Source organism: Salmonella sp. SAL04162, from assembly GCF_046551535.1.
GTDB lineage: Bacteria > Pseudomonadota > Gammaproteobacteria > Enterobacterales > Enterobacteriaceae > Salmonella > Salmonella enterica.
The window spans coordinates 54,465-75,050 of sequence record NZ_JBGDVX010000008.1 but is presented as its reverse complement, the minus strand read 5'-3'; the positions used below and the strand labels follow the sequence as shown (position 1 = coordinate 75,050).

Here is a 20,586-nt window from a genome sequence, read left to right as displayed (position 1 = left end):
CCATAATCAGGTAACAATGGAGATGCCCATGACCACCGCCTTTTTTGTCGCCGCCGACTGGCTTGCCGAACATATTGATGATCCGGAAATACAGATTCTTGACGCCCGTATGGCGCCGCCAGGACAGGAACATCGTGATATGGCGGGCGAATATCGCGCCGGACATATTCCCGGCGCGCTGTTTTTTGATATTGAAGCGCTTTCCGATCGCGCATCGCCGCTGCCGCATATGATGCCGCGCCCGGAAGCGTTTGCGGTGGCCATGCGTGAACTGGGTGTTCGCCAGGATAAACACCTGGTCATATACGATGAAGGCAATCTGTTCTCCGCTCCGCGGGCATGGTGGATGCTACGCACGTTCGGTGCCGAGAAAGTGTCCATTCTGGCGGGCGGACTGGCGGGCTGGCAGCGTGACGAATGGCTATTGCGCGAAGGCGAGGAGGCGCATGAAGGAGGCGAGTTTGAGGCGAAATTCGCGCCGCAAGCCGTGGTGCGTCTCACCGACGTATTGCTGGCAAGTCATGAAAAAACCGCGCAAATCGTTGACGCGCGTCCGGCGGCGCGTTTTAACGCTCAGGCTGATGAACCGCGTCCGGGACTGAGGCGCGGACACATTCCTGGCGCGCTAAACGTCCCGTGGACGGAACTGGTGTATGAGGGCGAATTAAAGACCACTGACGAACTGAATGAGGTTTTTTTCAGCCACGGCGTGAGTTTCGACAGACCGATTATCGCCAGTTGCGGTTCCGGCGTGACGGCCGCGGTCGTGGTGCTGGCGCTCGCCACGCTGGATGTGCCTGACGTCACGCTTTACGACGGCGCGTGGAGCGAATGGGGCGCGCGTACCGATTTACCGGTTGAACCCACTTAATATCTGCCATGCCGGATGGCGCTCACGCTTATCCGGCCTACCGTTCAGGCTGATGTAAAACGATCTACAGACATTGTTTTTGTTCAGCTCTTTTTTGCTGTCTTGTAAACGGGCATTATTTTCTCTTAATAAAATCCTATTTTTTATCGGTAAATACTTTACGCCTGGTATAAGGAGTATCATCACCGTTGTTTTGGTTTTCACCGGGAAATAACTCCTGTAAATATAATTTTTAAGGATGGAAAATGGATATTTCACTCGCTAATTTAATAGAGTTGGTTAAAAAGGTTAACCGTAATGAGGTGCCAAATCCTATGCCTGCTGAGGAAATAAGTCGTCTGCGAGTGCGTAAGTATCGCGATCCGCAAAATACGGAAACCACTGAGTTACCTGAAAGCCTGAAGGCGCTACTGGCCTACGACCGCGATCTACTTAGCAATTATAATATGCCTGTGATTGAAACATTACAAAGATCTATTGATAAAGAGGGAGTAATACATTCTTACTCTCCTGATGAAGAGGCGTATTACGGCGCTGGCATGGATAGCTCAGATATTGATATTGAAGATCTGATGCCTGTCTGGAGTAACGATCCCCGTCTTCCGGCATTAATTCGTATCGATCATGTCGGCGATCAGGCCATTTTTATCTATATCACAGAACGGGATGCCAACGGCGAATACCCTATTGCCCGCATGGAACGAAATGAATTCTGGCTGGCGGAGTCTTCCCTGGTGGAATATCTCTATAATATTCTTTCGCGCGCTAAAGACATTGGCTTTACCAAAGAGGATTTACATCTTCCGCAATGGAAGGCACAGCAAAAAATGAATGAACAACGCGATGCCGCTTTACTTGACCTGGAGAATTATCATGAGGAGCTTTGGGCAAAACTGGACGCGCTCGGCGATTAATCGACATGATGTCGGGTGGCGCTCACGCTTATCCGGCCTACCGTTCTGGCTGATTTAAAACGAATCTACATAAATTCTGTTTAAGCAGGCCACAAAAAAACCGCTCAATTGAGCGGTTTTTTTGTGCTGGTCCGGTTCGCGGCCTTTCCAGCAGGCTTTGTTGCCATAGCAACGCAGGCACACCGTAGGGGATTAATACTCCCTTTTAAGGGAGCAAATGTCAATATAATTTACCGGGAAACTATTCAACATTTAAGGTATTATCTTTCCCGGCCCTTTCCGCCGTCTCGCAAACGGGCGCTGGCTTCAGGAGAGGATAACCCATGGCCGTAAGCGCAGGCACACCGTAGTGCCTGCTATCACGGCATTATCGCCAGCGGTACTGCCGTGATGCGGTCTTCGCAAGGACCGCAACATGAAGGTACGATGCTTTTGTGTCGTGCTTCTTGTTTCTGGCACGTTGTGTCTTCACGCAGACAGAAGCTACCCAGGTAATTCTGTTCCCGTAACGCTCAACGTCCAGAGCAGGTAAGCCAGGAGGCCGCCCTGTTGGGCGGCTTTCTTTTCTTCAGATGATGCGATTCTGTTTAAAATCGCGCAGGAACCCGCCCCAGCGGCGCTCGTAGAACGGTGCGATATGCTCGGTGATAAAGTGGCTGATACCCTGCTCGCCCTTCCTCACCTGACAAATATCGATCGGTTCGTCACCCGGTAACGTGTCGGTCGCCACATTGCCCGCTGCGTGAATGATCTCTTCAATATCGCCGTCAGCCTCAATGCCAATCAGCAGATTAGGTTGGGCGTCCGCATGTTCTTTAATCGCGCAGAGAAATGCGCGTTTCACCGGTTTGATGGTTTTAAACAGCGTAGTGAGGGAATCAATCATCTGCGACGGCGGCTCGGCCACTTCGGATAAAATAAGCGACTCGCCGCCTTCCAGCACTTCCTGCGTACTTAACGGACTGCCTTCCTCAGCGAGAAGCAGGCTGATTTCACGCGGCATAAACTCTTTGCCGGTCGGCAATTTAGCGTTGAGGAATAACGTTTCGCCAAGCGTCATTTCAAACAGCGTGCGCGCCGGCATCACCACAAATGCCTGTTCGTCTTCCACGGCCTGCTGCAGCGCCTCCAGAGAAGTAAAGAAGGGAATGACGGTCGTGCCGTCTTCTTTTTCCCAGTGCTGCAAATCCAGAGCGCTGTCTTCCACTATCGCCTCGCCTTCGGCAGCGCTGCCCGGCACCCAGACGGTGGACTCCAGTAAGGTACGGAAAAATGCCGGACGATGCGCGGGCTCAGTCGCCGCTTTCTCCAGCAAGATTTCTAATTCATTTTTAGTTTCGGACATAGGAATCACAAATTATGTATATGGGTTGTAGGCCTGATAAGACGCACGGCGTCGCCATCAGGCAAAATGCCGGGTGGCGCTTCGCTTACCCGGCCTACAAAAACACCGTTCAGGCGGTCAGCAAATTCGCGATGGTGCGCACACCCAGACCGGTTGCCCCGGCAGCCCACTGCTCAACCGGCGCTTTGCGATAAGTGGCGGAACAGTCAATGTGCAGCCAGCCTTCGCGGTAATTTTCAACAAAGTGCGACAGAAAACCCGCGGCGGTGCTTGCCCCAGCGGGATACGCCGCGCTGCCGGTGTTGTTCAGTTCCGCAAAGTTAGACGGCAGCTGGTTACGGTGGAACTCCGCCAGCGGCAGACGCCAGAACGGTTCATTCTCTTGCGCCGCGCTGGTCAGCAAGCGCCCCGCCAGCGTATCGTCAAAACTGAATAGCGCATGGTAGTCGTTACCCAGCGCCGTTTTCGCCGCGCCGGTTAACGTCGCCATATCAATGATTAGCTGCGGGTGTTGTGCGCTGGCGTCAATCAGGCCATCCGCCAGCACCAGTCGCCCTTCCGCATCGGTATTCATGACTTCGACATTCTTACCATTACGGTAGCGAATAATGTCGCCCAGTTTAAACGCATTGCCGCTGATCAGATTATCGGCGCAGCACAGGAACAGTTTTACGCGTTTATTCAGCCCACGGGTAATGGCGAACGCCAGCGCGCCTGTTACTGTCGCCGCGCCGCCCATATCGGATTTCATTGAGTCCATAAAAGCGCTTTGTTTGATACTGTAGCCGCCGGAGTCAAAGGTAATACCTTTACCGACCAGGCAGGCATAAACCGGCGCATCTTTGTCTCCCGTCGGGTTGTAATCCAGCGCCAGCAGCACCGGCGGACGCTCAGAACCACGGCCTACGGTATGCAACCCCATATAGTTCTGCTCGCGCAGATCTTCGCCTTTGGTGATACGGTAAGTGACGCTATCGCACGCGACGCTACACAGCAGATCCACCGAGCGCTGCGCCAGTTGCTCCGGCCCAAGCTCTTCCGCCGGAGCATTAATGGTGTCGCGCACCCAGTCAATAATAGTCAGGCGGTTATCCAGCTCCTGACGTTGGGCATCGTCTAAATCCGGCCACATTACGGTACGGACGCCTTTTGGTCCTTTGTAACCCGCCCAGAATGCCCAACAACGCTCGGTATCCCATCCTTCGCCTGTCAGCGCGACCTGTTTTATTCCCAGGCCGTCGATTTTACGCGCCGCACGCTGGATCAACCCCAGATCGTCTTTACCGTTAAGATGCAAGGTAATACCGTCGTTATTAATACTGTAAGTGGCTTTATCGCCCCAGCGCGCATCGGCAGGCTGCGTGGAAAGCGTAATTTTCATGGCTTCTGTCATTGTTATTTTCCTTATTAGCAAACGGGCCGCCGTAGGGCAGCCCGTTATTTGACTTACTCTGCTTCATCCAACCAGACTAGCAGAATCGCCTCCAGAATTTTTTCATTGGATGCGTTAGGGTCGTCGTCAAAATCGTCCAGTTCGCAGATCCACTGATGCAGATCGGTGAAACGAACGGTTTTAGGATCGACATCAGGATATGCGTCGTATAACGCTTCGCCGATCTCGCGGTTATCGGTCCACTTGAGTCCCATACTACCCTCTGTTAATGCTCACGCGCATGGTTGATTGTGTAACGTGGAATTTCGATAACCAGATCGTCGTCGGTAACGCGGGCCTGGCAGCTCAGTCGACTTTCCGGCTCCAGCCCCCACGCTTTATCCAGCATATCGTCTTCTTCTTCCGAACTTTCCGGCAAGGAGTCGAAGCCTTCACGTACAATACAGTGACAGGTGGTGCAGGCGCACGATTTCTCACAGGCGTGTTCAATCTCGATGCCGTTGCGCAGCGCAACGTCAAGAATGGTTTCACCGGTCTCAGCTTCCAGAACTGCGCCATCCGGACAAAGATCCTGATGAGGCAGAATAACAATCTTCGGCATGTTAAACCTCGTCTACGGAATGGCCTTTCAACGCGCGACGAACCGACTGGTCCATGCGGCGAGCGGCAAATTCCTGGGTTTGTTTATCTACGTTTTTAATGGCTTGTTCTATGGCGTCAACATCATCGCCTTGTGCGACCGCGCTTAAATGTGCGGCGGCATCATCAATGCATTGACGTTCTGCGGCGCTTAGCAGCGCGGCGTCGGCAGTTAGCGCGCCGGTCAAACTTTCCAGCACGCGCGCGGCTTCGACTTTTTGCTCCGCCAGCATACGCGCTTTCACGTCCTGCTCGGCAAAACTCATGGAATCCTTGATCATCGAGGCGATTTCACCATCGGTCAGGCCATAGGAGGGTTTGACCTGAATGGAGGCCTCGACGCCAGTGGATTTTTCCATTGCGGTGACGCTCAACAGGCCATCGGCGTCTACCTGGAAGGTCACGCGAATATGCGCCCCGCCCGCCGGCAGCGGCGGAATCCCGCGCAGCGCAAAGCGCGCCAGCGAGCGGCAGTCCTGCACCAGTTCGCGTTCGCCCTGCATCACATGGATAGACATCGCGGTCTGGCCGTCTTTGAAGGTGGTGAAATCCTGCGCGCGCGCCACCGGGATAGTGGTGTTGCGCGGAATGACTTTTTCCACCAGGCCACCCATCGTTTCCAGCCCAAGAGAGAGTGGAATCACGTCCAGCAGCAGCATTTCGCTGTCCGGCTTGTTGCCGACCAGAATATCGGCCTGAATCGCTGCGCCGATAGCGACCACTTTATCCGGGTCGATAGCGGTTAACGGCGTGCGGCCAAAAAATTCGCCCACCCGCTCACGCACCAGCGGTACACGGGTCGAACCGCCGACCATGACCACTTCCAGAACGTCCTGGGGATCAACGCCGGCATCTTTCAATGCGCGACGGCAGGCCGATAGCGTGCGCTTAACCAGTGCGGAAATGAGATCGTTAAACTGCTCGCGAGTGATCTCCCCCTGCCAGCCCGCAACGTTAACGCGAACGGTATCGGCATCGCTTAAGGCGATTTTCGCGGCAATCGCGGCATCCAGCAATTCGCGCTGAACGCGATTATCGCTACGATCGGCAATTCCCGCCTGCTCGCGAATATAGTCCGCCAGCAGATGGTCAAAGTCGTCGCCGCCGAGCGCAGAATCACCGCCCGTCGCCAGCACTTCAAACACCCCGCGGCTCAGGCGTAAGATAGAGATATCGAAGGTACCGCCGCCGAGATCGTAAACAGCAATAACGCCTTCTTTGCCTGAGTCCAGACCGTAGGCAATCGCCGCCGCCGTCGGTTCGTTGAGCAGGCGCAGTACATGCAGGCCTGCCAGCCGCGCGGCGTCTTTCGTCCCCTGACGTTGGGCATCATCGAAATAGGCGGGAACAGTAATCACCACACCATCCAGCTCGCCGGAGAGCGATTCGCTAGCCCGCGCGGCCAGCGCTTTGAGAATATCAGCCGATACGCGTACCGGATTGAGCAATCCAGCCGCCGTGTCAATCATCGGCAGCCCATTAACGCTTGCCTTAAACCGGTAAGGCAGATGCGGATAGCGCGCCTGGATATCCGCCAACGAGCGTCCCATCATGCGTTTCACAGAGCTGATAGTGTTGGCCGTATCCTGCGCGGCATTGTCGCGCGCAGCGTAACCGACCGTATGGCCCTGCTGCTGATAGTGAACCACTGAAGGCAACAGGTGGCGCCCTTCGTGATCAGGCAGAGTTTCCGCCTGGCCGCTGCGAACCGTCGCAACCAGAGAGTTGGTAGTGCCTAAGTCGATGCCCGCCGCCAGACGACGCTGATGCGGCGCGGCGCTCAGACCAGGCTCACTAATTTGTAATAAGGCCATGTTAGATTCCAGTTAAAAATCGAGCAGCTTTTCTTCGAGTTGTTCTGCGCTGCTTCGCAGTTTATCGAGAAACCGCAGTTTGCGCACCGTATCCGCCGCCGCGTCCCACGCGGCGTTGTCCAACTGTTCCACCATTTGCTGAAGACGAGCATCAAACATCTTTTGTACGCGTTTGATGAAGCTTTCCAGCCGCACGTCGTCTTTTGATTGTTCGATATCGTCCAGCTCTTCGCGAAGCGTGAGTTGTTCCATCAGAAACGCGGTGTCGCGTACCGTATGCTGCTCGCTGGCCAGATCGAACCCGTGTAAGGAAAGCAGATACTCCGCGCGCGTCAAAGGGTGACGCAGCGTTTGCCAGGCCTGGTTGATCGTGGCGGATTGCTGGACGGCGGCAAGCTGCTGCGCCTGAGTGCCGTTGGCAAATTTGTCAGGGTGATACTGGCGTTGCAGATCCTGAAAACGAAGGCTCAGCGCCTGGGTGTCAATCTGATAACGGGCTGGTAAGCCAAAGAGGGTGAAGTAATCCATAACATTCTCAGGGATAGCCTGTCAGAACAAACCCCACACGCAGGCGACCACGGTGGGGTTATACCTTCTTACTTCGCGCCGCAGATGCGTTGTCTGCGCGGGTTCCCCCAGACACTGACTCAAATAAGCGCCTGGGGATTCACTCGCTTGCCGCTTTTCTGCAGCACGAATGCTCGGTATAACAGCGGAACACGGTTACACGTGGAAGCTTTCGCCGCAACCACACTCATCTTTCACATTCGGGTTGGAGAATTTAAACCCTTCGTTCAGACCTTCTTTTACGAAGTCCAGCTGTGTACCGTCCAGAAATTGCAGGCTCTTGCCGTCAACCACTACCTTAACGCCTTTGTCTTCAAACACGGTGTCTTCCGCCGTTGGCTCGTCAACAAATTCCAGCACATAAGCCATACCTGAGCAGCCGGAGGTTCTCACGCCCAGACGCAGACCAAACCCTTTACCACGGTTGGCCAGGAAGGTATTAACTCGCGCTGCTGCACTGTCGCTAAGTGTAATCGACATAACAAAACCTCAATGTTAACGTTCTATTTTATTTCGCTTCGCGTTTGCTTTTGTAATCCGCAATAGCGGCTTTAATCGCGTCTTCCGCCAGAATAGAGCAGTGAATTTTCACCGGCGGCAGTTCCAGTTCGTCTGCAATGTCGGTGTTTTTAATCGCCTGCGCTTCGTCCAGGGATTTCCCTTTCACCCACTCCGTTACCAGAGAACTGGAGGCGATAGCGGAACCGCAGCCATAAGTCTTGAAGCGCGCGTCTTCAATGATACCTTCATCGTTAACTTTAATCTGCAACTTCATGACGTCGCCGCAGGCCGGCGCGCCAACCATGCCGCTTCCCACGTTATCGTCGTTGTTGTCAAACGACCCTACGTTACGCGGGTTCTCATAGTGATCGATTACTTTTTCGCTGTAAGCCATTATAAATTCTCCTGATTCCGATACCGATTAATGATGTGCCCATTCGATGCTGTTCAGATCCACACCCTGCTTGTACATTTCCCACAGTGGAGAAAGGTCACGCAGACGGCCAATGGATTTACGAACCAGATCAATGGTGTAGTCGATCTCTTCTTCAGTGGTAAAACGACCTAAAGAGAAACGGATAGAGCTATGCGCCAGCTCGTCATTCATGCCCAACGCGCGCAGCACGTAGGACGGTTCCAGACTGGCGGAGGTGCAGGCGGAACCGGAAGAGACCGCCAGGTCTTTCAGCGCCATGATCAGCGACTCGCCTTCAACGTAGTTAAAGCTCACGTTGAGAATGTTTGGCGCGCCCTGCTCAAGGTCGCCGTTCAGGTAAACTTCTTCAATATCTTTGATGCCGTTCCACAGACGGTTACGCAGACCGCGCAGACGGGCCATTTCGGTCTCCATCTCTTCTTTCGCGATACGGTAAGCTTCGCCCATGCCGACGATCTGGTGAACAGGCAGAGTACCAGAGCGCATACCGCGCTCGTGCCCGCCGCCATGCATCTGCGCTTCAATGCGAATACGCGGCTTACGACGCACATACAGCGCGCCAATGCCTTTCGGACCATAAATTTTATGACCGGAGAAGGACATCAGATCCACTTTCAGTTGGCTCAGGTCGATAGGCAGTTTGCCCACGCTCTGGGTGGCATCAACGTGGTAGATGATACCGCGCGCGCGGCACATTTCGCCGATGGTTGCGATATCCTGCACCACGCCGATTTCGTTGTTCACGTGCATGATGGAAACCAGAATGGTGTCGTCACGCATCGCTGCTTCGAGCTCGTTGAGATCGATGATGCCGTTGCGCTGCGGCGCCAGGTAGGTCACTTCAAACCCTTCGCGCTCAAGCTGACGGCAGGTGTCCAGCACCGCTTTGTGCTCGGTCTTGCTGGTGATGATGTGCTTGCCTTTTTTCTGATAAAAGTTGGCAGCGCCTTTAATCGCCAGGTTATCAGACTCCGTCGCCCCTGAGGTAAAGACGATTTCACGCGGGTCGGCGCCGACCAGTTCAGCAATCTGGTTGCGGGCGATATCGACGGCTTCTTCAGCCTGCCAGCCGAAACGGTGTGAACGAGACGCCGGGTTCCCAAAGGTTCCGTCCAGGGTCAGAAACTGCATCATTTTCTCGGCAACACGCGGGTCCACCGGCGTGGTTGCGGAGTAGTCGAGATAAATCGGTAATTTCATTGCTCTTAAACTCCGTACATCACTCAATGCAAGGAATCAGGCAACCGGCTGGATGTACGACCGTGTTGACGGGACGTCCGCGTCCCGGCCTGATTCTGAATTCTTTTTTACGCTTCATCCTTCAGACGACCGCGGCATTCACCGCATGAGGCCGCCAGAAGAGATGGCGTAATATTTTAATTAAGCACGTAATTTAACGTCGATAGCGTCCTGCGCACGACCACTGGCGCGCGGCGCGTCATGCGTGTGCTGGCGACCAGACACATCCAGAACTTCCTGGTTATTCACCAGCTCGCCTAAGGTAATATTGTTGAGAAAACCGGTCAGGCGATCGCTTAAATCACGCCACAGCGCATGGGTCAGGCATTTATCGCCGCCCTGGCAGCCGCCTTTGCCCTGGCAACGGGTCGCGTCAACGGATTCATCAACCGCGCTGATCACTTCGCCGACCGCGATACTGCCAGCATCTTTACCCAGCAGATAGCCGCCGCCCGGCCCGCGTACGCTGGAAACCAGACCGTTTTTACGTAAACGGGAAAATAGCTGTTCCAGATAAGAAAGGGAAATCCCCTGACGTTCAGAAATATCAGCCAACGGTACCGGGCCCGCTTCGGAGTTGAGCGCAACGTCTAACATTGCGGTCACGGCATAACGCCCTTTAGATGTCAGTCTCATGTCTTACTTAACCTCAAACTCGCCCCTGCCCGGGGTTTTTTATTGTAAAATGGGGGTATTGCATAGCAGGGACAAGTCTGACATTCCCGAGTAATTTGGTCAACTATTTACTTGAGTAAATTAGTCAGGTATTTAGCGTTCCGTGCGGTATTGACGCGGTTACTTGCCTTTATTCTGCTGCTCAATAGACGCCAGAATCCCACGCAGAATATTCAACTCCTGGCTTTCCGGGCGGGCGCGGGTAAACAGACGGCGCAATTTATTCATCACCTGCCCCGGATGGCTTTCGCGAATAAAGCCAGTGGAGAGCAACGTCTGCTCCAGATGGCCGTAGAAACGTTCAAGATCGTCCACCAGCGGATACGGCGTCTCTTCATGATCTGCCGCGTCGCCGTTTTCCTGCGTCGCCAGCCAGGCCATACGGACTTCATATGCGATGACCTGTACCGCCATCGCCAGATTCAACGAGCTGTACTCCGGGTTAGCGGCAATCGCGACGTGATAATGGCATTTTTGCAACTCATCGTTAGTCAGCCCGACACGCTCACGACCAAAAACCAGCGCAACCGGCGTATTTGCCGCTTCCGCCACGCTTTTTAAGCCGCACTCGCGCGGATCAAGCATCGGCCACGGCAGAGTGCGGGAACGGGCGCTGGTGCCGACCACCAGGCTACAGCCAGCTAACGCTTCATCCAGCGTATCGACGATCTGCGCATTACCGATCACATCGCTGGCGCCTGCCGCCAGGGCGATGGCCTGGGAGTCCGGTTTCACCAGCGGGTTTACCAGCCACAGGTTAGTTAAGCCCATGGTTTTCATAGCGCGAGCCACAGAGCCCATATTGCCGGTGTGGGAGGTTTCCACCAGCACAATTCGAATGTTTTGCAGCATTGTCTTTCTTCAGCTAAAGATTATTCTGACATCTTACCATAAAACCAAGACAGATTCCGATCTCGCTGCTATACTCTGCGCCGTTTTCCCGTTCTTTAACATCCAGTGAGAGAGACCGATGCATCCGATGCTGACCATCGCCGTGCGCGCAGCGCGCAAGGCGGGTAATGTAATTGCCAAAAACTATGAAACTCCGGACGCTGTAGAAGCGAGCCAAAAAGGCAGTAACGATTTTGTGACCAATGTGGATAAGGCCGCTGAAGCGGTAATTATCGACACCATTCGCAAATCTTACCCGCAACACACTATTATCACCGAAGAAAGCGGTGAGCACGTTGGCACAGATCAGGATGTTCAATGGGTTATCGATCCGCTGGATGGCACCACCAACTTCATCAAACGTCTGCCACACTTCTCTGTTTCCATTGCTGTACGCATTAAAGGCCGTACTGAAGTGGCTGTCGTTTACGATCCGATGCGTAACGAACTGTTCACCGCCACCCGCGGTCAGGGCGCGCAACTGAACGGCTACCGTCTGCGCGGCAGTACCGCTCGCGATCTGGACGGCACTATCCTCGCTACCGGCTTCCCGTTCAAAGCCAAACAATACGCGACCACCTACATTAATATTATCGGCAAGCTGTTCACCGAATGCGCCGATTTCCGCCGCACCGGTTCCGCCGCGCTGGATCTGGCCTATGTGGCTGCAGGTCGTGTCGATGGTTTCTTTGAAATTGGCCTTCGTCCATGGGATTTCGCCGCGGGTGAACTGCTGGTTCGTGAAGCGGGCGGTATCGTCAGCGATTTCACCGGCGGTCATAACTACATGATGACCGGTAATATCGTGGCGGGGAATCCGCGCGTCGTTAAAGCCATGCTGGCGAATATGCGCGACGAACTGAGCGATGCGCTGAAGCGCTAAGTCTCTTCGGCGGATGGGGCCACTCATCCGCCGTGCCTTTTCAGGCGTTTTTCCTAAACACAGCCTCATCGCTTTACTTGCCTGCATGTTTTTGTACGATCGCTCCCTGCTCCGCTATTGGCATAAAGCGGCAAGGAAGCGAACATGACCCTTCAACATACCCGACGCATCGTCAAATCCCTTTTTATTCTGTTTATCATTGTGGTCTGTATTTACCTGCTACCCCGCGTAGCGATCAATGCCTTTTATTACCCGGACAATAAAGTCTATGGGCCAACCCCTGCCGAAGCTGAATCCATTACCTTTACCGCCAAAGATGGCACGCATCTGCACGGCTGGTTTATTCCCACTGCTTTCGGCAGGCCGGAAAACGCCGTCGCGACGGTGATTCATGTCCATGGCAACGCCGGAAATATGTCGGCGCACTGGCCGTTAGTCAGTTGGCTGCCAGAACGCAACGTAAACCTGTTTATGTTTGATTACCGTGGTTTTGGCGAATCTGAGGGCACCCCATCACAAGAGGGGTTACAGGACGATACGAAAAGCGCGATAGATTATGTGCGGCATCGCGACGACGTTAATCCCGAGCGCCTGGTACTGCTGGGGCAGAGCCTGGGCGGCAATAATGTACTGGCCGCCGTAGGCCACTGCGTAGGCTGCGCAAATATGCGCTACGCCGACCAGGCGGGCATACGTGCGATTATCCTCGACTCAACGTTTTTATCCTATTCCTCCATCGCCAACCAGATGATCCCGGGCAGCGGCTATTTGCTTGATGACCGCTATAGCGCGGATCGCAATATCGCCAGCGTCAGCCCCATTCCGGTATTGATTCTTCATGGCACGGCAGACCATGTTATTCCCTGGCAGGACAGTGAGAAATTGTATGCCCTCGCCCAAGAGCCCAAACAAAAAATCTTCATTCCTGGCGGCGATCACATTGATGCTCTTTCCGGGCGTTATGAAAACCTTTACCGCGATGCAATGATTAATTTTATTCAGACCGCGCTATCCGCTAAATAGCGCGACGCTGTATATATGCATATTTTATGACTAAGAATATATTTATTATACCGATAGTAAAAACCATTTTTTCCCGTTAGCGAAGGCGGTGGATTAGCGCTAGCGTAACAGTAATATTCAACTGATTTTTATAACAATTTATTTTCATTTGTTTTTCCTGAATATTACTGTGGAGTATGTGATGGCTATCAAAATTACGCCTGACGAGTTTAGTTTGCTTATCCAGCGATTAAACAAAAAATGGCGCGTGTTTGCCCCGTCCGCAGAGTTTCGCGGCGGACGTTTTTCCGACACTGACAACATTATTTATCAACGAATTAGCGGCTGGCGCGATCTCATCTGGCACGAGAAATCGCACATGTCGCCGAATACCATTATTGCCCCTATCACCGAAACGCTCTTTTATTTCGATAAAGACACCATTCAAATTGCCGAGACAGACACCTCCCCGATAATCGTCTTTGCCCGCGCCTGCGACATTAACGCCATGTCGCGGCTGGATTATATGTATTTATCAAATGGGAATAATTCCGATTACAGTTATCAACTGCTACGGGAGCATATTCGTTTCGTCCTTATTGAGTGTGAAGAAAGCTTCGAAAATTGTTTCTGCGTCTCAATGGGTACTAATAAAACTGACTGTTATAGCGCCGCTATGCGTTTTAGCGATGAAGGCGCGCTTGTCAGCATCCGCGATCCCTTTATCGAGGCGGCGATACAAGGGCTGGGGCAGGAGGCTGACTATACCCCCTCTTTCGTCAGCGAAAACCGGGAAACCGTCGTCACGCCGGACAGCGTTTGCCGCGATCCGCAAAAAATTCGCGACATTCTCACCCGCCATCCGCTATGGGACGCTTACGACAGCCGCTGCATCAGTTGTGGCCGCTGCACTACCGGGTGCCCAACCTGTACCTGCTATAGCGTCTTTGACGTCGCCTATGATGAAAATCCGCAGCGCGGCGAACGCCGCCGCCAGTGGGCAAGCTGCATGGTGCCTGGCTTTAGCGACATGGCCGGCGGTCATGGTTTTCGCGAAAAACCCGGCGAGCGTCTGCGCTACCGCGCCCTGCATAAGGTCAATGACTACAAAGCGCGCAACGGCATTGAACATATGTGCGTCGGCTGCGGCCGCTGCGACGATCGCTGCCCACAATACATCAAATTTTCTTTGATTATCAATAAAATGACTGCTGCCGTTCGGCAGGCGCTGGCAGAGGAGGCATAACGCATGTCACATTGTTCCTGTCATGATAAACCGCAGCACAGTTTGCTGCCTGCGGCGTACCGCATCCTCAGTATTACTCGCCACACGCCGCTGGAGTGGAATTTCCGCGTGGCCGTCGATTTTCCCGCGCACTGGGGGCAATTTGTTGAGGTGTCGCTGCCGCGCGTCGGCGAAGCGCCCATCTCCGTTTCCGACTACGGCGACGGCTGGATAGATCTGCTGATTCGTAATGTCGGAAAAGTGACCAGCGCCCTCTTTACGCTGAAAGAAGGCGACAACGTGTGGCTACGCGGCTGCTATGGCAATGGCTATCCGGTCGATACGTTGCGCCATAAACCCTTACTGGTTGTCGCAGGCGGCACGGGCGTCGCGCCGGTGAAAGGCTTAATGCGCTATTTCGTTGAGAATCCGCAGGAAATTGGTCAACTGGATATGATTCTCGGCTATAAAAATCGCGATTGCGTGCTGTACAAAGAAGAAATGGCAACGTGGCGCGGCAAACATAATCTGGTGCTCACGCTGGATGAAGGCGAGGCTGATGACCGTTACCAGATTGGTCGGGTGACCGATCGGCTTGCCGACATGACGCTTAGCGATATCGACACCATGCAGGCCATCGTCGTTGGGCCGCCAATAATGATTACCTTTACCGTAAAAATGCTGCTGCAAAAAGGGCTCAAGCCGGAGCAAATCTGGGTGGACTACGAACGCCGGATGGCCTGCTCCGTCGGGAAGTGCGGCCACTGCCGTATGGGCGAAGTGTATGTCTGCACCGACGGCCCGATATTTAACTACGCCGTCGCGCAACGTTTTGCCGATTAAGGAGAACATCATGAGCATTGATATTGATATCATTAAAGCCCGTGCGAAAAACGAATATCGCCTGTCAAAAGTGCGCGGCGAAGCCATGATCAGCGTCCGCATTCCCGGCGGTATTTTGCCCGCGCATTTGCTAACGGTGGCGCGTGACATCGCCGAAACCTGGGGCAACGGACAAATTCACCTCACTACCCGCCAGAAGCTGGCGATGCCGGGTATCCGTTACGAAGATATCGACAACGTGAACGCCGCGCTGGAGCCGTTTCTTCGCGAGATTGAAATAGAACTGTGCGACGTCCAGGTTGAGGATACCAAAGCGGGCTATCTCGCTATTGGCGGGCGAAATATTGTCGCCTGTCAGGGGAACCGCATTTGCCAGAAAGCCAACACTGACACGACCGGTCTGTCCCGTCGTCTTGAAAAACTGGTCTATCCCAGCCCTTATCATCTCAAAACGGTCATCGTTGGCTGCCCGAATGATTGCGCGAAGGCGTCAATGGCAGATCTGGGAATTATTGGCGTGGCGAAAATGCGCTTCACTGCCGATCGCTGTATCGGTTGCGGCGCCTGCGTGAAGGCCTGTAGTCACCACGCGGTAGGCTGCCTGGCGCTGAAGAATGGCAAAGCGGTCAAAGAAGAGTCCGCCTGTATCGGCTGCGGCGAGTGCGTGCTGGCCTGTCCGACGCTGGCCTGGCAACGTAAGCCGGATCAGCTCTGGCAAGTCCGTCTGGGCGGACGCACCAGTAAAAAGACGCCGCGCGTCGGCAAGCTCTTCCTCAACTGGGTGACTGAAGATGTGATAAAGCAGGTGATCGTTAACCTGTATGAATTTGAAAAAGAGATGCTCGGCGGAAAACCGATCTATCTACATATGGGCCATCTGATCGACAAAGGCGGCTACCTGCGTTTTAAAGAACGGGTACTGCGCGGCGTTCAGCTCAATCCGGAAGCGATGGTCGCCGAACGCATTTACTGGGCCGAAGACGAATCCGTCGCGCGGATGCATCTCAAACCCGCCGGGCACTAATCAACCACGCCATGGCCGCAGCCCGCCCACAGGCTGCGGCACGCTAAACCACATGACCAACGCCGCAACAAGCAGTATGACCCCTCCGGCCAGCGCCAGCGTTGACCAGCCTACCTGCCGCCATAACGCCGGCGCTTTGTTTCCACTGAGTTTCACCGCCAGATCACGAAAAGTGTGTACCAGCAGCGCCAGCGAAGTAATCGTTAGCGAGGTTCCCGCCGCCATTGCCAGTACCGACGCCATTCCCCAGCTAAAAACGCCAATCACTTTACTGAATAACAGCACCATTATCGCGCCGGAACAGGGCCGCATCCCCATAGACAGTACGATCATGAGTCGCGCGCGCCAGTCATCGCCGCTATGCAATTGTTCCTGCGTCGGTAGATGCTGATGTCCGCAGCCGCATTTTTCATGGTGAACATGGCGCGGCGTAAAAGCGATAAAGACAGGTTTACGTAGCAGCGCGCGTAACCTTTTTATGGCCCGCCAGCACAGCAAGATGCCCAGCCCGCCAACTAACGCATAGCTCCCCTTTTCCAGCCAGAAACCACTCAGATGGAGCTGCCTGGCCGGAAGTTGCAATACGGTCAGTACGCCCACCACCAACCCGATAGCCACGAGCCCCTGCAATAACGCGGCGGCGAGGGTTAACACGATACTCGATTTCAGCTTCGAAGGATGCGTCGCCAGCCATGTCGCGATCACCACTTTGCCGTGTCCCGGCCCCAGCGCATGAAGCACGCCATACATAAAACTCAGCAGAAGCAACGATCCGCCCGCTCGTTCAGGATGCGTCGCCACCGCGTTAAGCAGCGCGCTCAACTGCTGATTCACGTCCCGCTGCCAAAGAGCGCTTTTCAACATCACCTGCGGCCAGGCCTGCCATATCCACAGACCGCCAACCAGCATCAGCAGCAGGAATAACGCCAGTGGCCACAGCGAGAGCCAGCGCCGCCCCGGAGCGCGTTGAGAAAAAATTACTGACATTGCAAGGTCACCGTTTGGGCAAACTGTTTACCTAAATCCATATCCTCCGGCGGCGCGTCCTCTTTATCCAGCGACTGGGCGAAACGTAGTGTCTCTTCGCCGGGCGCAGGAGTATAAACCTGAATCCGACACTTTTCGCGCAGCGGTTCCGGCATCGTGATATCGCTGTCCTGGTCATAATGCATATCGACATAATAAGAGGGATCAAACGTTGAAAAGGTATAAGTCTGACCGCTTAACGGCTGCGGTTCAGCCAGCGGCAGCGTAAAGGTCAATACCGCCTGATGCGCGTCACGCGTCATACCGTATTCTGTCGGCCTGTTTTTAAACTTCACTTTCGCGCCATTGCGCCACACTTCTGTAAAGTAGTGCTGCCCAAGTACGTTAGCCATCACTTCCGCCGCCAACTTTTTCCATATTTCTGACCCCGGCGCCGCGTTTCCGGCGTCATACAGCAGATCTGCGGACGTCAGCGCGTCCATTGTCCAGCGCATTTTTAACGCCACAAATTGCTCATTTTCACTGACCACCTGCGTTTGCAGACGGATGAAGCTGTGCGGATGCGCCGCCGCCACGAAAGATAAAACGGCAAGAAATAGTGTTAAGGCGCTGCGTTTCACTGACTTCATCTGTTCCTCGCGATAAAAATTCTGTGACGCTCCTCAGCATTCCTGACCTAAAAGCACGCTTATCACATTTTTCACACGCAAACTTTAGCTATCCTTACCAGACAAACTAACGGGAGACCTGACAGATGATGCCGACAATTGCCCCACCATCTGTACTTTCCGCTCCCCAGCGCCGCTGTCAGGTATTGCTGACGCTTTTCCAGCCGGAGCCAATTGCCACGGTGGAAATCTTCAGCGCGCTTAATGGCGTTGATGATGATACTGCCCGTGAGGATATCACTGAGACAAGCCTGGAGATCCAGCGCTATCATCGCCTTGCCATCACAACATGCCAGAACGGTTGCTATCGGATCGAAGGTACAGCACTCGATCAGCGCCTTTGCCTTTTACACTGGCTCAGGCGCGGCCTGCGTTTATGCCCGACCTTCGTCACGCAACAGTTTACCCCGGCCTTAAAAAACGCGCTAAAACAGCGCGGTATCGCGCGTCCGCTGTATGATGATATTAATCTTCACGCGCTCATCAATCTGTGCGCCCGCCGGTTGCAAAAACCATTTGAACATCGCGACGTGCAGTTCCTGCGTCTCTTTTTACAGTATTGTCTGCTACAACACCATGCTGGCATCACCCCGGAATTCAACCCTGTGCAGCAGATTTGGGCGCAGTCGTGCGCGGAATATCCACTCGCCCAGGAAATTGGTCGTCACTGGCAGCGCCACGTGATGCAGGCCGCACCGCTCAATGAAGCGCTGTTTATGGCGTTACTGTTTTCAATGATTCGCCTCCCCGACCCGATTCGCGACACGCATCAACGGGCACAACAACTGCGACTGGAGGTGGCGCGGCTGGTGCTGCGCTTTCGAGAAAAAGGGAACGTACGCTTCAGCGACGAACAAGGGCTTAACGATCAGCTGTATGTCCATCTCGCCCAGGCGCTGAACCGAAGTTTATTCACGATTGGCATCGATAATACGCTTCCGGAAGAGTTCAACCGTCTTTATCCGCGTCTGGTTCGCACCACACGTGAGGCGCTCGCCGGGTTTGAAGCCGAATATGGTATCCACTTTTCCGAGGAAGAGACGGGGCTGGTGGCAGTGATTTTCGGCGCCTGGCTAATGCAGGATAACGATTTGCATGAGAGACAGATCGTATTGTTAGCGGATAAAAATGATGCGCTGGAGACGCATATTGAGCAGCAACTGCGTGAACTGACCCTATTGCCGCTGAATATCAGACGGATATCGCTCCAGGCGTTTCAAAAAGAGGGATGCCCGCGCGGCGTAGCGCTGATTGTTACCCCTTACGCCACGCCGCTACCGCTCTTCTCACCGCCGTTAATTCATGCGGATCGCGCCCTCACAGAGCACCAACAGCAGCAGATCCGCAAGATCCTGGAATCATGACGCGGCAACCACTTTGGGCCGAAGGAAGATAGCGGGCAATGCCACCAGCGCCATAATCCAGAATACGCCGCCGCCCAGATGTTGATACAGAAAACCGGCAAATACTGTCATAATCGCGATGCTGCCGCCCATCGCCACAGCGGAATAGACGGCCTGCAAACGAATCACCTCGCTTCCCTGACGCGCAGCGATATAACGCATGGCGGCCAGATGGCAAACGGTAAACGTGCCACAGTGCAGGATTTGTATCACAATCAGCCACGGCAACGCCGTACTCCAGCCCATCAGTCCCCAGCGTACCATCCCACACACAGCGGAAAGCAATAGCAAGTCGCGGGCGCTAAACCGACGGAATAGCTTTTTACTCAGGGCGAAAATGATCACTTCCGCCACCACGCCCAACGACCATAAATAGCCGACCGCCGATGCTGAATAGCCAGCCCCCTGCCAGTAGATGGCGCTAAAACCATAGTAGGCGGCGTGCGCCCCTTGCAGCAAACAGACGCAGGCGAGAAAACGCCAACTTTGTGCCACCAGCGTACGCCAGGCGGGCCAGCCTGCGCTCTCCTGCTGACGGCTTTCCCCTTGCGGCGGCACGCTGGGACGTAACAACATACCCAGCAACATCGAGGCGACGCCGAGCGTCAGTAGCGCCAGAATCGCCTGGTAATCGTATAAACTCACCAGCTTACCGGTCAGCGCCGACCCTATCACGAAGGCGATGGACCCCCACAGCCGCACCCGACCATAGTCCAGGGTAATTTGCTTTTGCCAGGTATTGGCCAGCGCATCGGTCAGCGGCACCAGTGGTGAAAAGAAGAGGTTAAACCCAACCATCACCACCATTAGCCACGCGACATGCGTTCCTGCCCAAAATGCCAGCGCAAATACCAGCGTCAGCAATGCCAGTACGCGCAGCGCGGAGATCAACCGCGAAGGATCGCTTACGCGAGGCGCAATAAGCAGACTACCGAGAAAACGCGCGACCAGACCCACGCCCAGCAGAAGACCGATGGTTTCCGGCGTTAGCCCAAGACCTTTGAGCCAGACGCTCCAGAAGGGCAGAAAAATACCGTAACTAAAGAAGTAGGTGAAATAACTGAGCGCCAGCCAGCGCGTGGAATGCAATGCCATGATTCCCTCCCGTTTGGAGGCGATAGTCTGGCGGTAAACGGTTGCGCTGGCAAGGGTAACATAAGATTAACAAGCGGAGGGAGAAGTTCAAATGGTAACGCCGCCGGATAATGACTTCCGGCGGCGTCACGTTATGGCGCATAAGTAATGCCCGACAGACGCAGCGCCATC

Annotated in this window: 24 protein-coding genes; 9 read left to right on the top strand and 15 right to left on the bottom strand. The window is 54.3% G+C overall.

Annotated elements, in window-relative coordinates; all coding sequences use genetic code 11:
- Positions 1 to 28 precede the first annotated feature (28 nt).
- A complete protein-coding gene (gene sseA, locus ACLJRH_RS16825; RefSeq protein ID WP_000205242.1) occupies positions 29 to 871 on the top strand; it encodes a 3-mercaptopyruvate sulfurtransferase in 843 nt (280 codons plus the stop codon).
- Here sseA and ACLJRH_RS16820 read toward each other — a convergent pair.
- The gene (locus tag ACLJRH_RS16820) at positions 851 to 1,075 is read right to left on the bottom strand and encodes a hypothetical protein (RefSeq protein WP_001606973.1); all 225 of its coding nucleotides are present in this window, start codon (positions 1,073 to 1,075) and stop codon (positions 851 to 853) included. The two genes, sseA and ACLJRH_RS16820, sit on opposite strands and share 21 nt — an antisense overlap.
- Before the next feature lie 41 nt (positions 1,076 to 1,116).
- Here ACLJRH_RS16820 and ACLJRH_RS16815 point away from each other — a divergent pair, with 41 nt between their 5' ends.
- Positions 1,117 to 1,785: a DUF5066 family protein gene (locus ACLJRH_RS16815; RefSeq protein ID WP_023136524.1), complete on the top strand. Its 669-nt coding sequence runs from the start codon at positions 1,117 to 1,119 to the stop codon at positions 1,783 to 1,785.
- Between the two features lie 415 nt (positions 1,786 to 2,200).
- Positions 2,201 to 2,317, top strand: coding sequence for a small toxic inner membrane protein TimP (timP, locus tag ACLJRH_RS16810; protein WP_242617172.1), 117 nt, complete (start codon positions 2,201 to 2,203; stop codon positions 2,315 to 2,317).
- A gap of 36 nt (positions 2,318 to 2,353) precedes the next feature.
- Here the strand turns inward: timP and sseB are convergent, their stop codons facing one another.
- The 11 genes from sseB to trmJ form a co-directional block, all read right to left on the bottom strand.
- Positions 2,354 to 3,130, bottom strand: coding sequence for an enhanced serine sensitivity protein SseB (sseB, locus tag ACLJRH_RS16805; protein ID WP_001522413.1), 777 nt, complete (start codon positions 3,128 to 3,130; stop codon positions 2,354 to 2,356).
- A gap of 109 nt (positions 3,131 to 3,239) precedes the next feature.
- On the bottom strand, positions 3,240 to 4,523 hold the full coding sequence (gene pepB / locus ACLJRH_RS16800) for an aminopeptidase PepB (RefSeq protein ID WP_000133546.1): 1,284 nt from the start codon (positions 4,521 to 4,523) through the stop codon (positions 3,240 to 3,242).
- A gap of 53 nt (positions 4,524 to 4,576) precedes the next feature.
- Entirely contained in the window at positions 4,577 to 4,777 is a 201-nt protein-coding gene (gene iscX / locus ACLJRH_RS16795) for a Fe-S cluster assembly protein IscX (protein WP_023136410.1), read from the bottom strand.
- Between the two features lie 11 nt (positions 4,778 to 4,788).
- Entirely contained in the window at positions 4,789 to 5,124 is a 336-nt protein-coding gene (fdx, locus tag ACLJRH_RS16790) for an ISC system 2Fe-2S type ferredoxin (protein WP_001124466.1), read from the bottom strand.
- Between the two features lies 1 nt (position 5,125).
- On the bottom strand, positions 5,126 to 6,976 hold the full coding sequence (gene hscA / locus ACLJRH_RS16785; protein WP_023136411.1) for a Fe-S protein assembly chaperone HscA: 1,851 nt from the start codon (positions 6,974 to 6,976) through the stop codon (positions 5,126 to 5,128).
- Positions 6,977 to 6,988: 12 nt separating this feature from the next.
- Complete coding sequence (gene hscB / locus ACLJRH_RS16780) at positions 6,989 to 7,504, bottom strand: co-chaperone HscB (protein WP_000384398.1); 516 nt, start codon at positions 7,502 to 7,504, stop codon at positions 6,989 to 6,991.
- 195 nt (positions 7,505 to 7,699) lie between these two features.
- Positions 7,700 to 8,023: an iron-sulfur cluster assembly protein IscA gene (gene iscA / locus ACLJRH_RS16775; RefSeq protein ID WP_000028952.1), complete on the bottom strand. Its 324-nt coding sequence runs from the start codon at positions 8,021 to 8,023 to the stop codon at positions 7,700 to 7,702.
- A gap of 28 nt (positions 8,024 to 8,051) precedes the next feature.
- On the bottom strand, positions 8,052 to 8,438 hold the full coding sequence (gene iscU, locus ACLJRH_RS16770) for a Fe-S cluster assembly scaffold IscU (RefSeq protein WP_000331704.1): 387 nt from the start codon (positions 8,436 to 8,438) through the stop codon (positions 8,052 to 8,054).
- A gap of 27 nt (positions 8,439 to 8,465) precedes the next feature.
- On the bottom strand, positions 8,466 to 9,680 hold the full coding sequence (gene iscS, locus ACLJRH_RS16765; protein ID WP_000775263.1) for a cysteine desulfurase: 1,215 nt from the start codon (positions 9,678 to 9,680) through the stop codon (positions 8,466 to 8,468).
- A gap of 180 nt (positions 9,681 to 9,860) precedes the next feature.
- Positions 9,861 to 10,355 (bottom strand): Fe-S cluster assembly transcriptional regulator IscR, encoded by a 495-nt coding sequence (gene iscR / locus ACLJRH_RS16760; RefSeq protein WP_001241346.1) that lies wholly within the window; start codon positions 10,353 to 10,355, stop codon positions 9,861 to 9,863.
- 159 nt (positions 10,356 to 10,514) lie between these two features.
- The gene (gene trmJ, locus ACLJRH_RS16755; RefSeq protein WP_000940033.1) at positions 10,515 to 11,246 is read right to left on the bottom strand and encodes a tRNA (cytosine(32)/uridine(32)-2'-O)-methyltransferase TrmJ; all 732 of its coding nucleotides are present in this window, start codon (positions 11,244 to 11,246) and stop codon (positions 10,515 to 10,517) included.
- Positions 11,247 to 11,364: 118 nt separating this feature from the next.
- Between trmJ and suhB the strand changes: the two genes are divergently transcribed.
- The 5 genes from suhB (at position 11,365) to asrC (ending at position 16,262) form a co-directional block, all read left to right on the top strand.
- Complete coding sequence (suhB, locus tag ACLJRH_RS16750) at positions 11,365 to 12,168, top strand: inositol-1-monophosphatase (RefSeq protein WP_000553473.1); 804 nt, start codon at positions 11,365 to 11,367, stop codon at positions 12,166 to 12,168.
- 144 nt (positions 12,169 to 12,312) lie between these two features.
- Complete coding sequence (locus ACLJRH_RS16745) at positions 12,313 to 13,191, top strand: alpha/beta hydrolase (RefSeq protein WP_000174950.1); 879 nt, start codon at positions 12,313 to 12,315, stop codon at positions 13,189 to 13,191.
- A gap of 181 nt (positions 13,192 to 13,372) precedes the next feature.
- On the top strand, positions 13,373 to 14,416 hold the full coding sequence (asrA, locus tag ACLJRH_RS16740; protein ID WP_000985214.1) for an anaerobic sulfite reductase subunit AsrA: 1,044 nt from the start codon (positions 13,373 to 13,375) through the stop codon (positions 14,414 to 14,416).
- Between the two features lie 3 nt (positions 14,417 to 14,419).
- Complete coding sequence (asrB, locus tag ACLJRH_RS16735) at positions 14,420 to 15,238, top strand: anaerobic sulfite reductase subunit AsrB (RefSeq protein ID WP_000017587.1); 819 nt, start codon at positions 14,420 to 14,422, stop codon at positions 15,236 to 15,238.
- 10 nt (positions 15,239 to 15,248) lie between these two features.
- The gene (gene asrC, locus ACLJRH_RS16730) at positions 15,249 to 16,262 is read left to right on the top strand and encodes a sulfite reductase subunit C (RefSeq protein WP_000020685.1); all 1,014 of its coding nucleotides are present in this window, start codon (positions 15,249 to 15,251) and stop codon (positions 16,260 to 16,262) included.
- On the opposite strand, the gene ACLJRH_RS16725 is transcribed toward asrC, so the two are convergent.
- Both ACLJRH_RS16725 and ACLJRH_RS16720 read right to left on the bottom strand, forming a co-directional pair.
- Positions 16,263 to 17,249: a nickel/cobalt transporter gene (locus ACLJRH_RS16725; protein ID WP_001630375.1), complete on the bottom strand. Its 987-nt coding sequence runs from the start codon at positions 17,247 to 17,249 to the stop codon at positions 16,263 to 16,265.
- The gene (locus ACLJRH_RS16720) at positions 17,240 to 17,878 is read right to left on the bottom strand and encodes a DUF1007 family protein (protein ID WP_000843762.1); all 639 of its coding nucleotides are present in this window, start codon (positions 17,876 to 17,878) and stop codon (positions 17,240 to 17,242) included. Before ACLJRH_RS16720 ends, ACLJRH_RS16725 begins: the two co-directional genes overlap by 10 nt.
- Positions 17,879 to 18,003: 125 nt before the next feature.
- Here ACLJRH_RS16720 and csiE point away from each other — a divergent pair, with 125 nt between their 5' ends.
- Positions 18,004 to 19,281, top strand: a complete 1,278-nt coding sequence (gene csiE / locus ACLJRH_RS16715) for a stationary phase inducible protein CsiE (protein WP_000982961.1) — start codon at positions 18,004 to 18,006, stop codon at positions 19,279 to 19,281.
- Here the strand turns inward: csiE and ACLJRH_RS16710 are convergent.
- Entirely contained in the window at positions 19,276 to 20,415 is a 1,140-nt protein-coding gene (locus tag ACLJRH_RS16710) for a 3-phenylpropionate MFS transporter (RefSeq protein WP_001173727.1), read from the bottom strand. The genes csiE and ACLJRH_RS16710 overlap by 6 nt on opposite strands.
- Positions 20,416 to 20,586 lie beyond the last annotated feature (171 nt).

Bases quoted from the DNA above. Each gene is read 5' to 3' on its own strand.
- sseA (WP_000205242.1), top strand. From the start codon at position 29: ATGACCACCGCCTTTTTTGTCGCCGCCGACTGGCTTGCCGAACATATT.
- ACLJRH_RS16815 (WP_023136524.1), top strand. From the start codon at position 1,117: ATGGATATTTCACTCGCTAATTTAATAGAGTTGGTTAAAAAGGTTAAC.
- timP (WP_242617172.1), top strand. From the start codon at position 2,201: ATGAAGGTACGATGCTTTTGTGTCGTGCTTCTTGTTTCTGGCACGTTG.
- sseB (WP_001522413.1), bottom strand. From the start codon at position 3,130: ATGTCCGAAACTAAAAATGAATTAGAAATCTTGCTGGAGAAAGCGGCG.
- pepB (WP_000133546.1), bottom strand. From the start codon at position 4,523: ATGACAGAAGCCATGAAAATTACGCTTTCCACGCAGCCTGCCGATGCG.
- iscX (WP_023136410.1), bottom strand. From the start codon at position 4,777: ATGGGACTCAAGTGGACCGATAACCGCGAGATCGGCGAAGCGTTATAC.
- fdx (WP_001124466.1), bottom strand. From the start codon at position 5,124: ATGCCGAAGATTGTTATTCTGCCTCATCAGGATCTTTGTCCGGATGGC.
- hscA (WP_023136411.1), bottom strand. From the start codon at position 6,976: ATGGCCTTATTACAAATTAGTGAGCCTGGTCTGAGCGCCGCGCCGCAT.
- hscB (WP_000384398.1), bottom strand. From the start codon at position 7,504: ATGGATTACTTCACCCTCTTTGGCTTACCAGCCCGTTATCAGATTGAC.
- iscA (WP_000028952.1), bottom strand. From the start codon at position 8,023: ATGTCGATTACACTTAGCGACAGTGCAGCAGCGCGAGTTAATACCTTC.
- iscU (WP_000331704.1), bottom strand. From the start codon at position 8,438: ATGGCTTACAGCGAAAAAGTAATCGATCACTATGAGAACCCGCGTAAC.
- iscS (WP_000775263.1), bottom strand. From the start codon at position 9,680: ATGAAATTACCGATTTATCTCGACTACTCCGCAACCACGCCGGTGGAC.
- iscR (WP_001241346.1), bottom strand. From the start codon at position 10,355: ATGAGACTGACATCTAAAGGGCGTTATGCCGTGACCGCAATGTTAGAC.
- trmJ (WP_000940033.1), bottom strand. From the start codon at position 11,246: ATGCTGCAAAACATTCGAATTGTGCTGGTGGAAACCTCCCACACCGGC.
- suhB (WP_000553473.1), top strand. From the start codon at position 11,365: ATGCATCCGATGCTGACCATCGCCGTGCGCGCAGCGCGCAAGGCGGGT.
- ACLJRH_RS16745 (WP_000174950.1), top strand. From the start codon at position 12,313: ATGACCCTTCAACATACCCGACGCATCGTCAAATCCCTTTTTATTCTG.
- asrA (WP_000985214.1), top strand. From the start codon at position 13,373: ATGGCTATCAAAATTACGCCTGACGAGTTTAGTTTGCTTATCCAGCGA.
- asrB (WP_000017587.1), top strand. From the start codon at position 14,420: ATGTCACATTGTTCCTGTCATGATAAACCGCAGCACAGTTTGCTGCCT.
- asrC (WP_000020685.1), top strand. From the start codon at position 15,249: ATGAGCATTGATATTGATATCATTAAAGCCCGTGCGAAAAACGAATAT.
- ACLJRH_RS16725 (WP_001630375.1), bottom strand. From the start codon at position 17,249: ATGTCAGTAATTTTTTCTCAACGCGCTCCGGGGCGGCGCTGGCTCTCG.
- ACLJRH_RS16720 (WP_000843762.1), bottom strand. From the start codon at position 17,878: ATGAAGTCAGTGAAACGCAGCGCCTTAACACTATTTCTTGCCGTTTTA.
- csiE (WP_000982961.1), top strand. From the start codon at position 18,004: ATGATGCCGACAATTGCCCCACCATCTGTACTTTCCGCTCCCCAGCGC.
- ACLJRH_RS16710 (WP_001173727.1), bottom strand. From the start codon at position 20,415: ATGGCATTGCATTCCACGCGCTGGCTGGCGCTCAGTTATTTCACCTAC.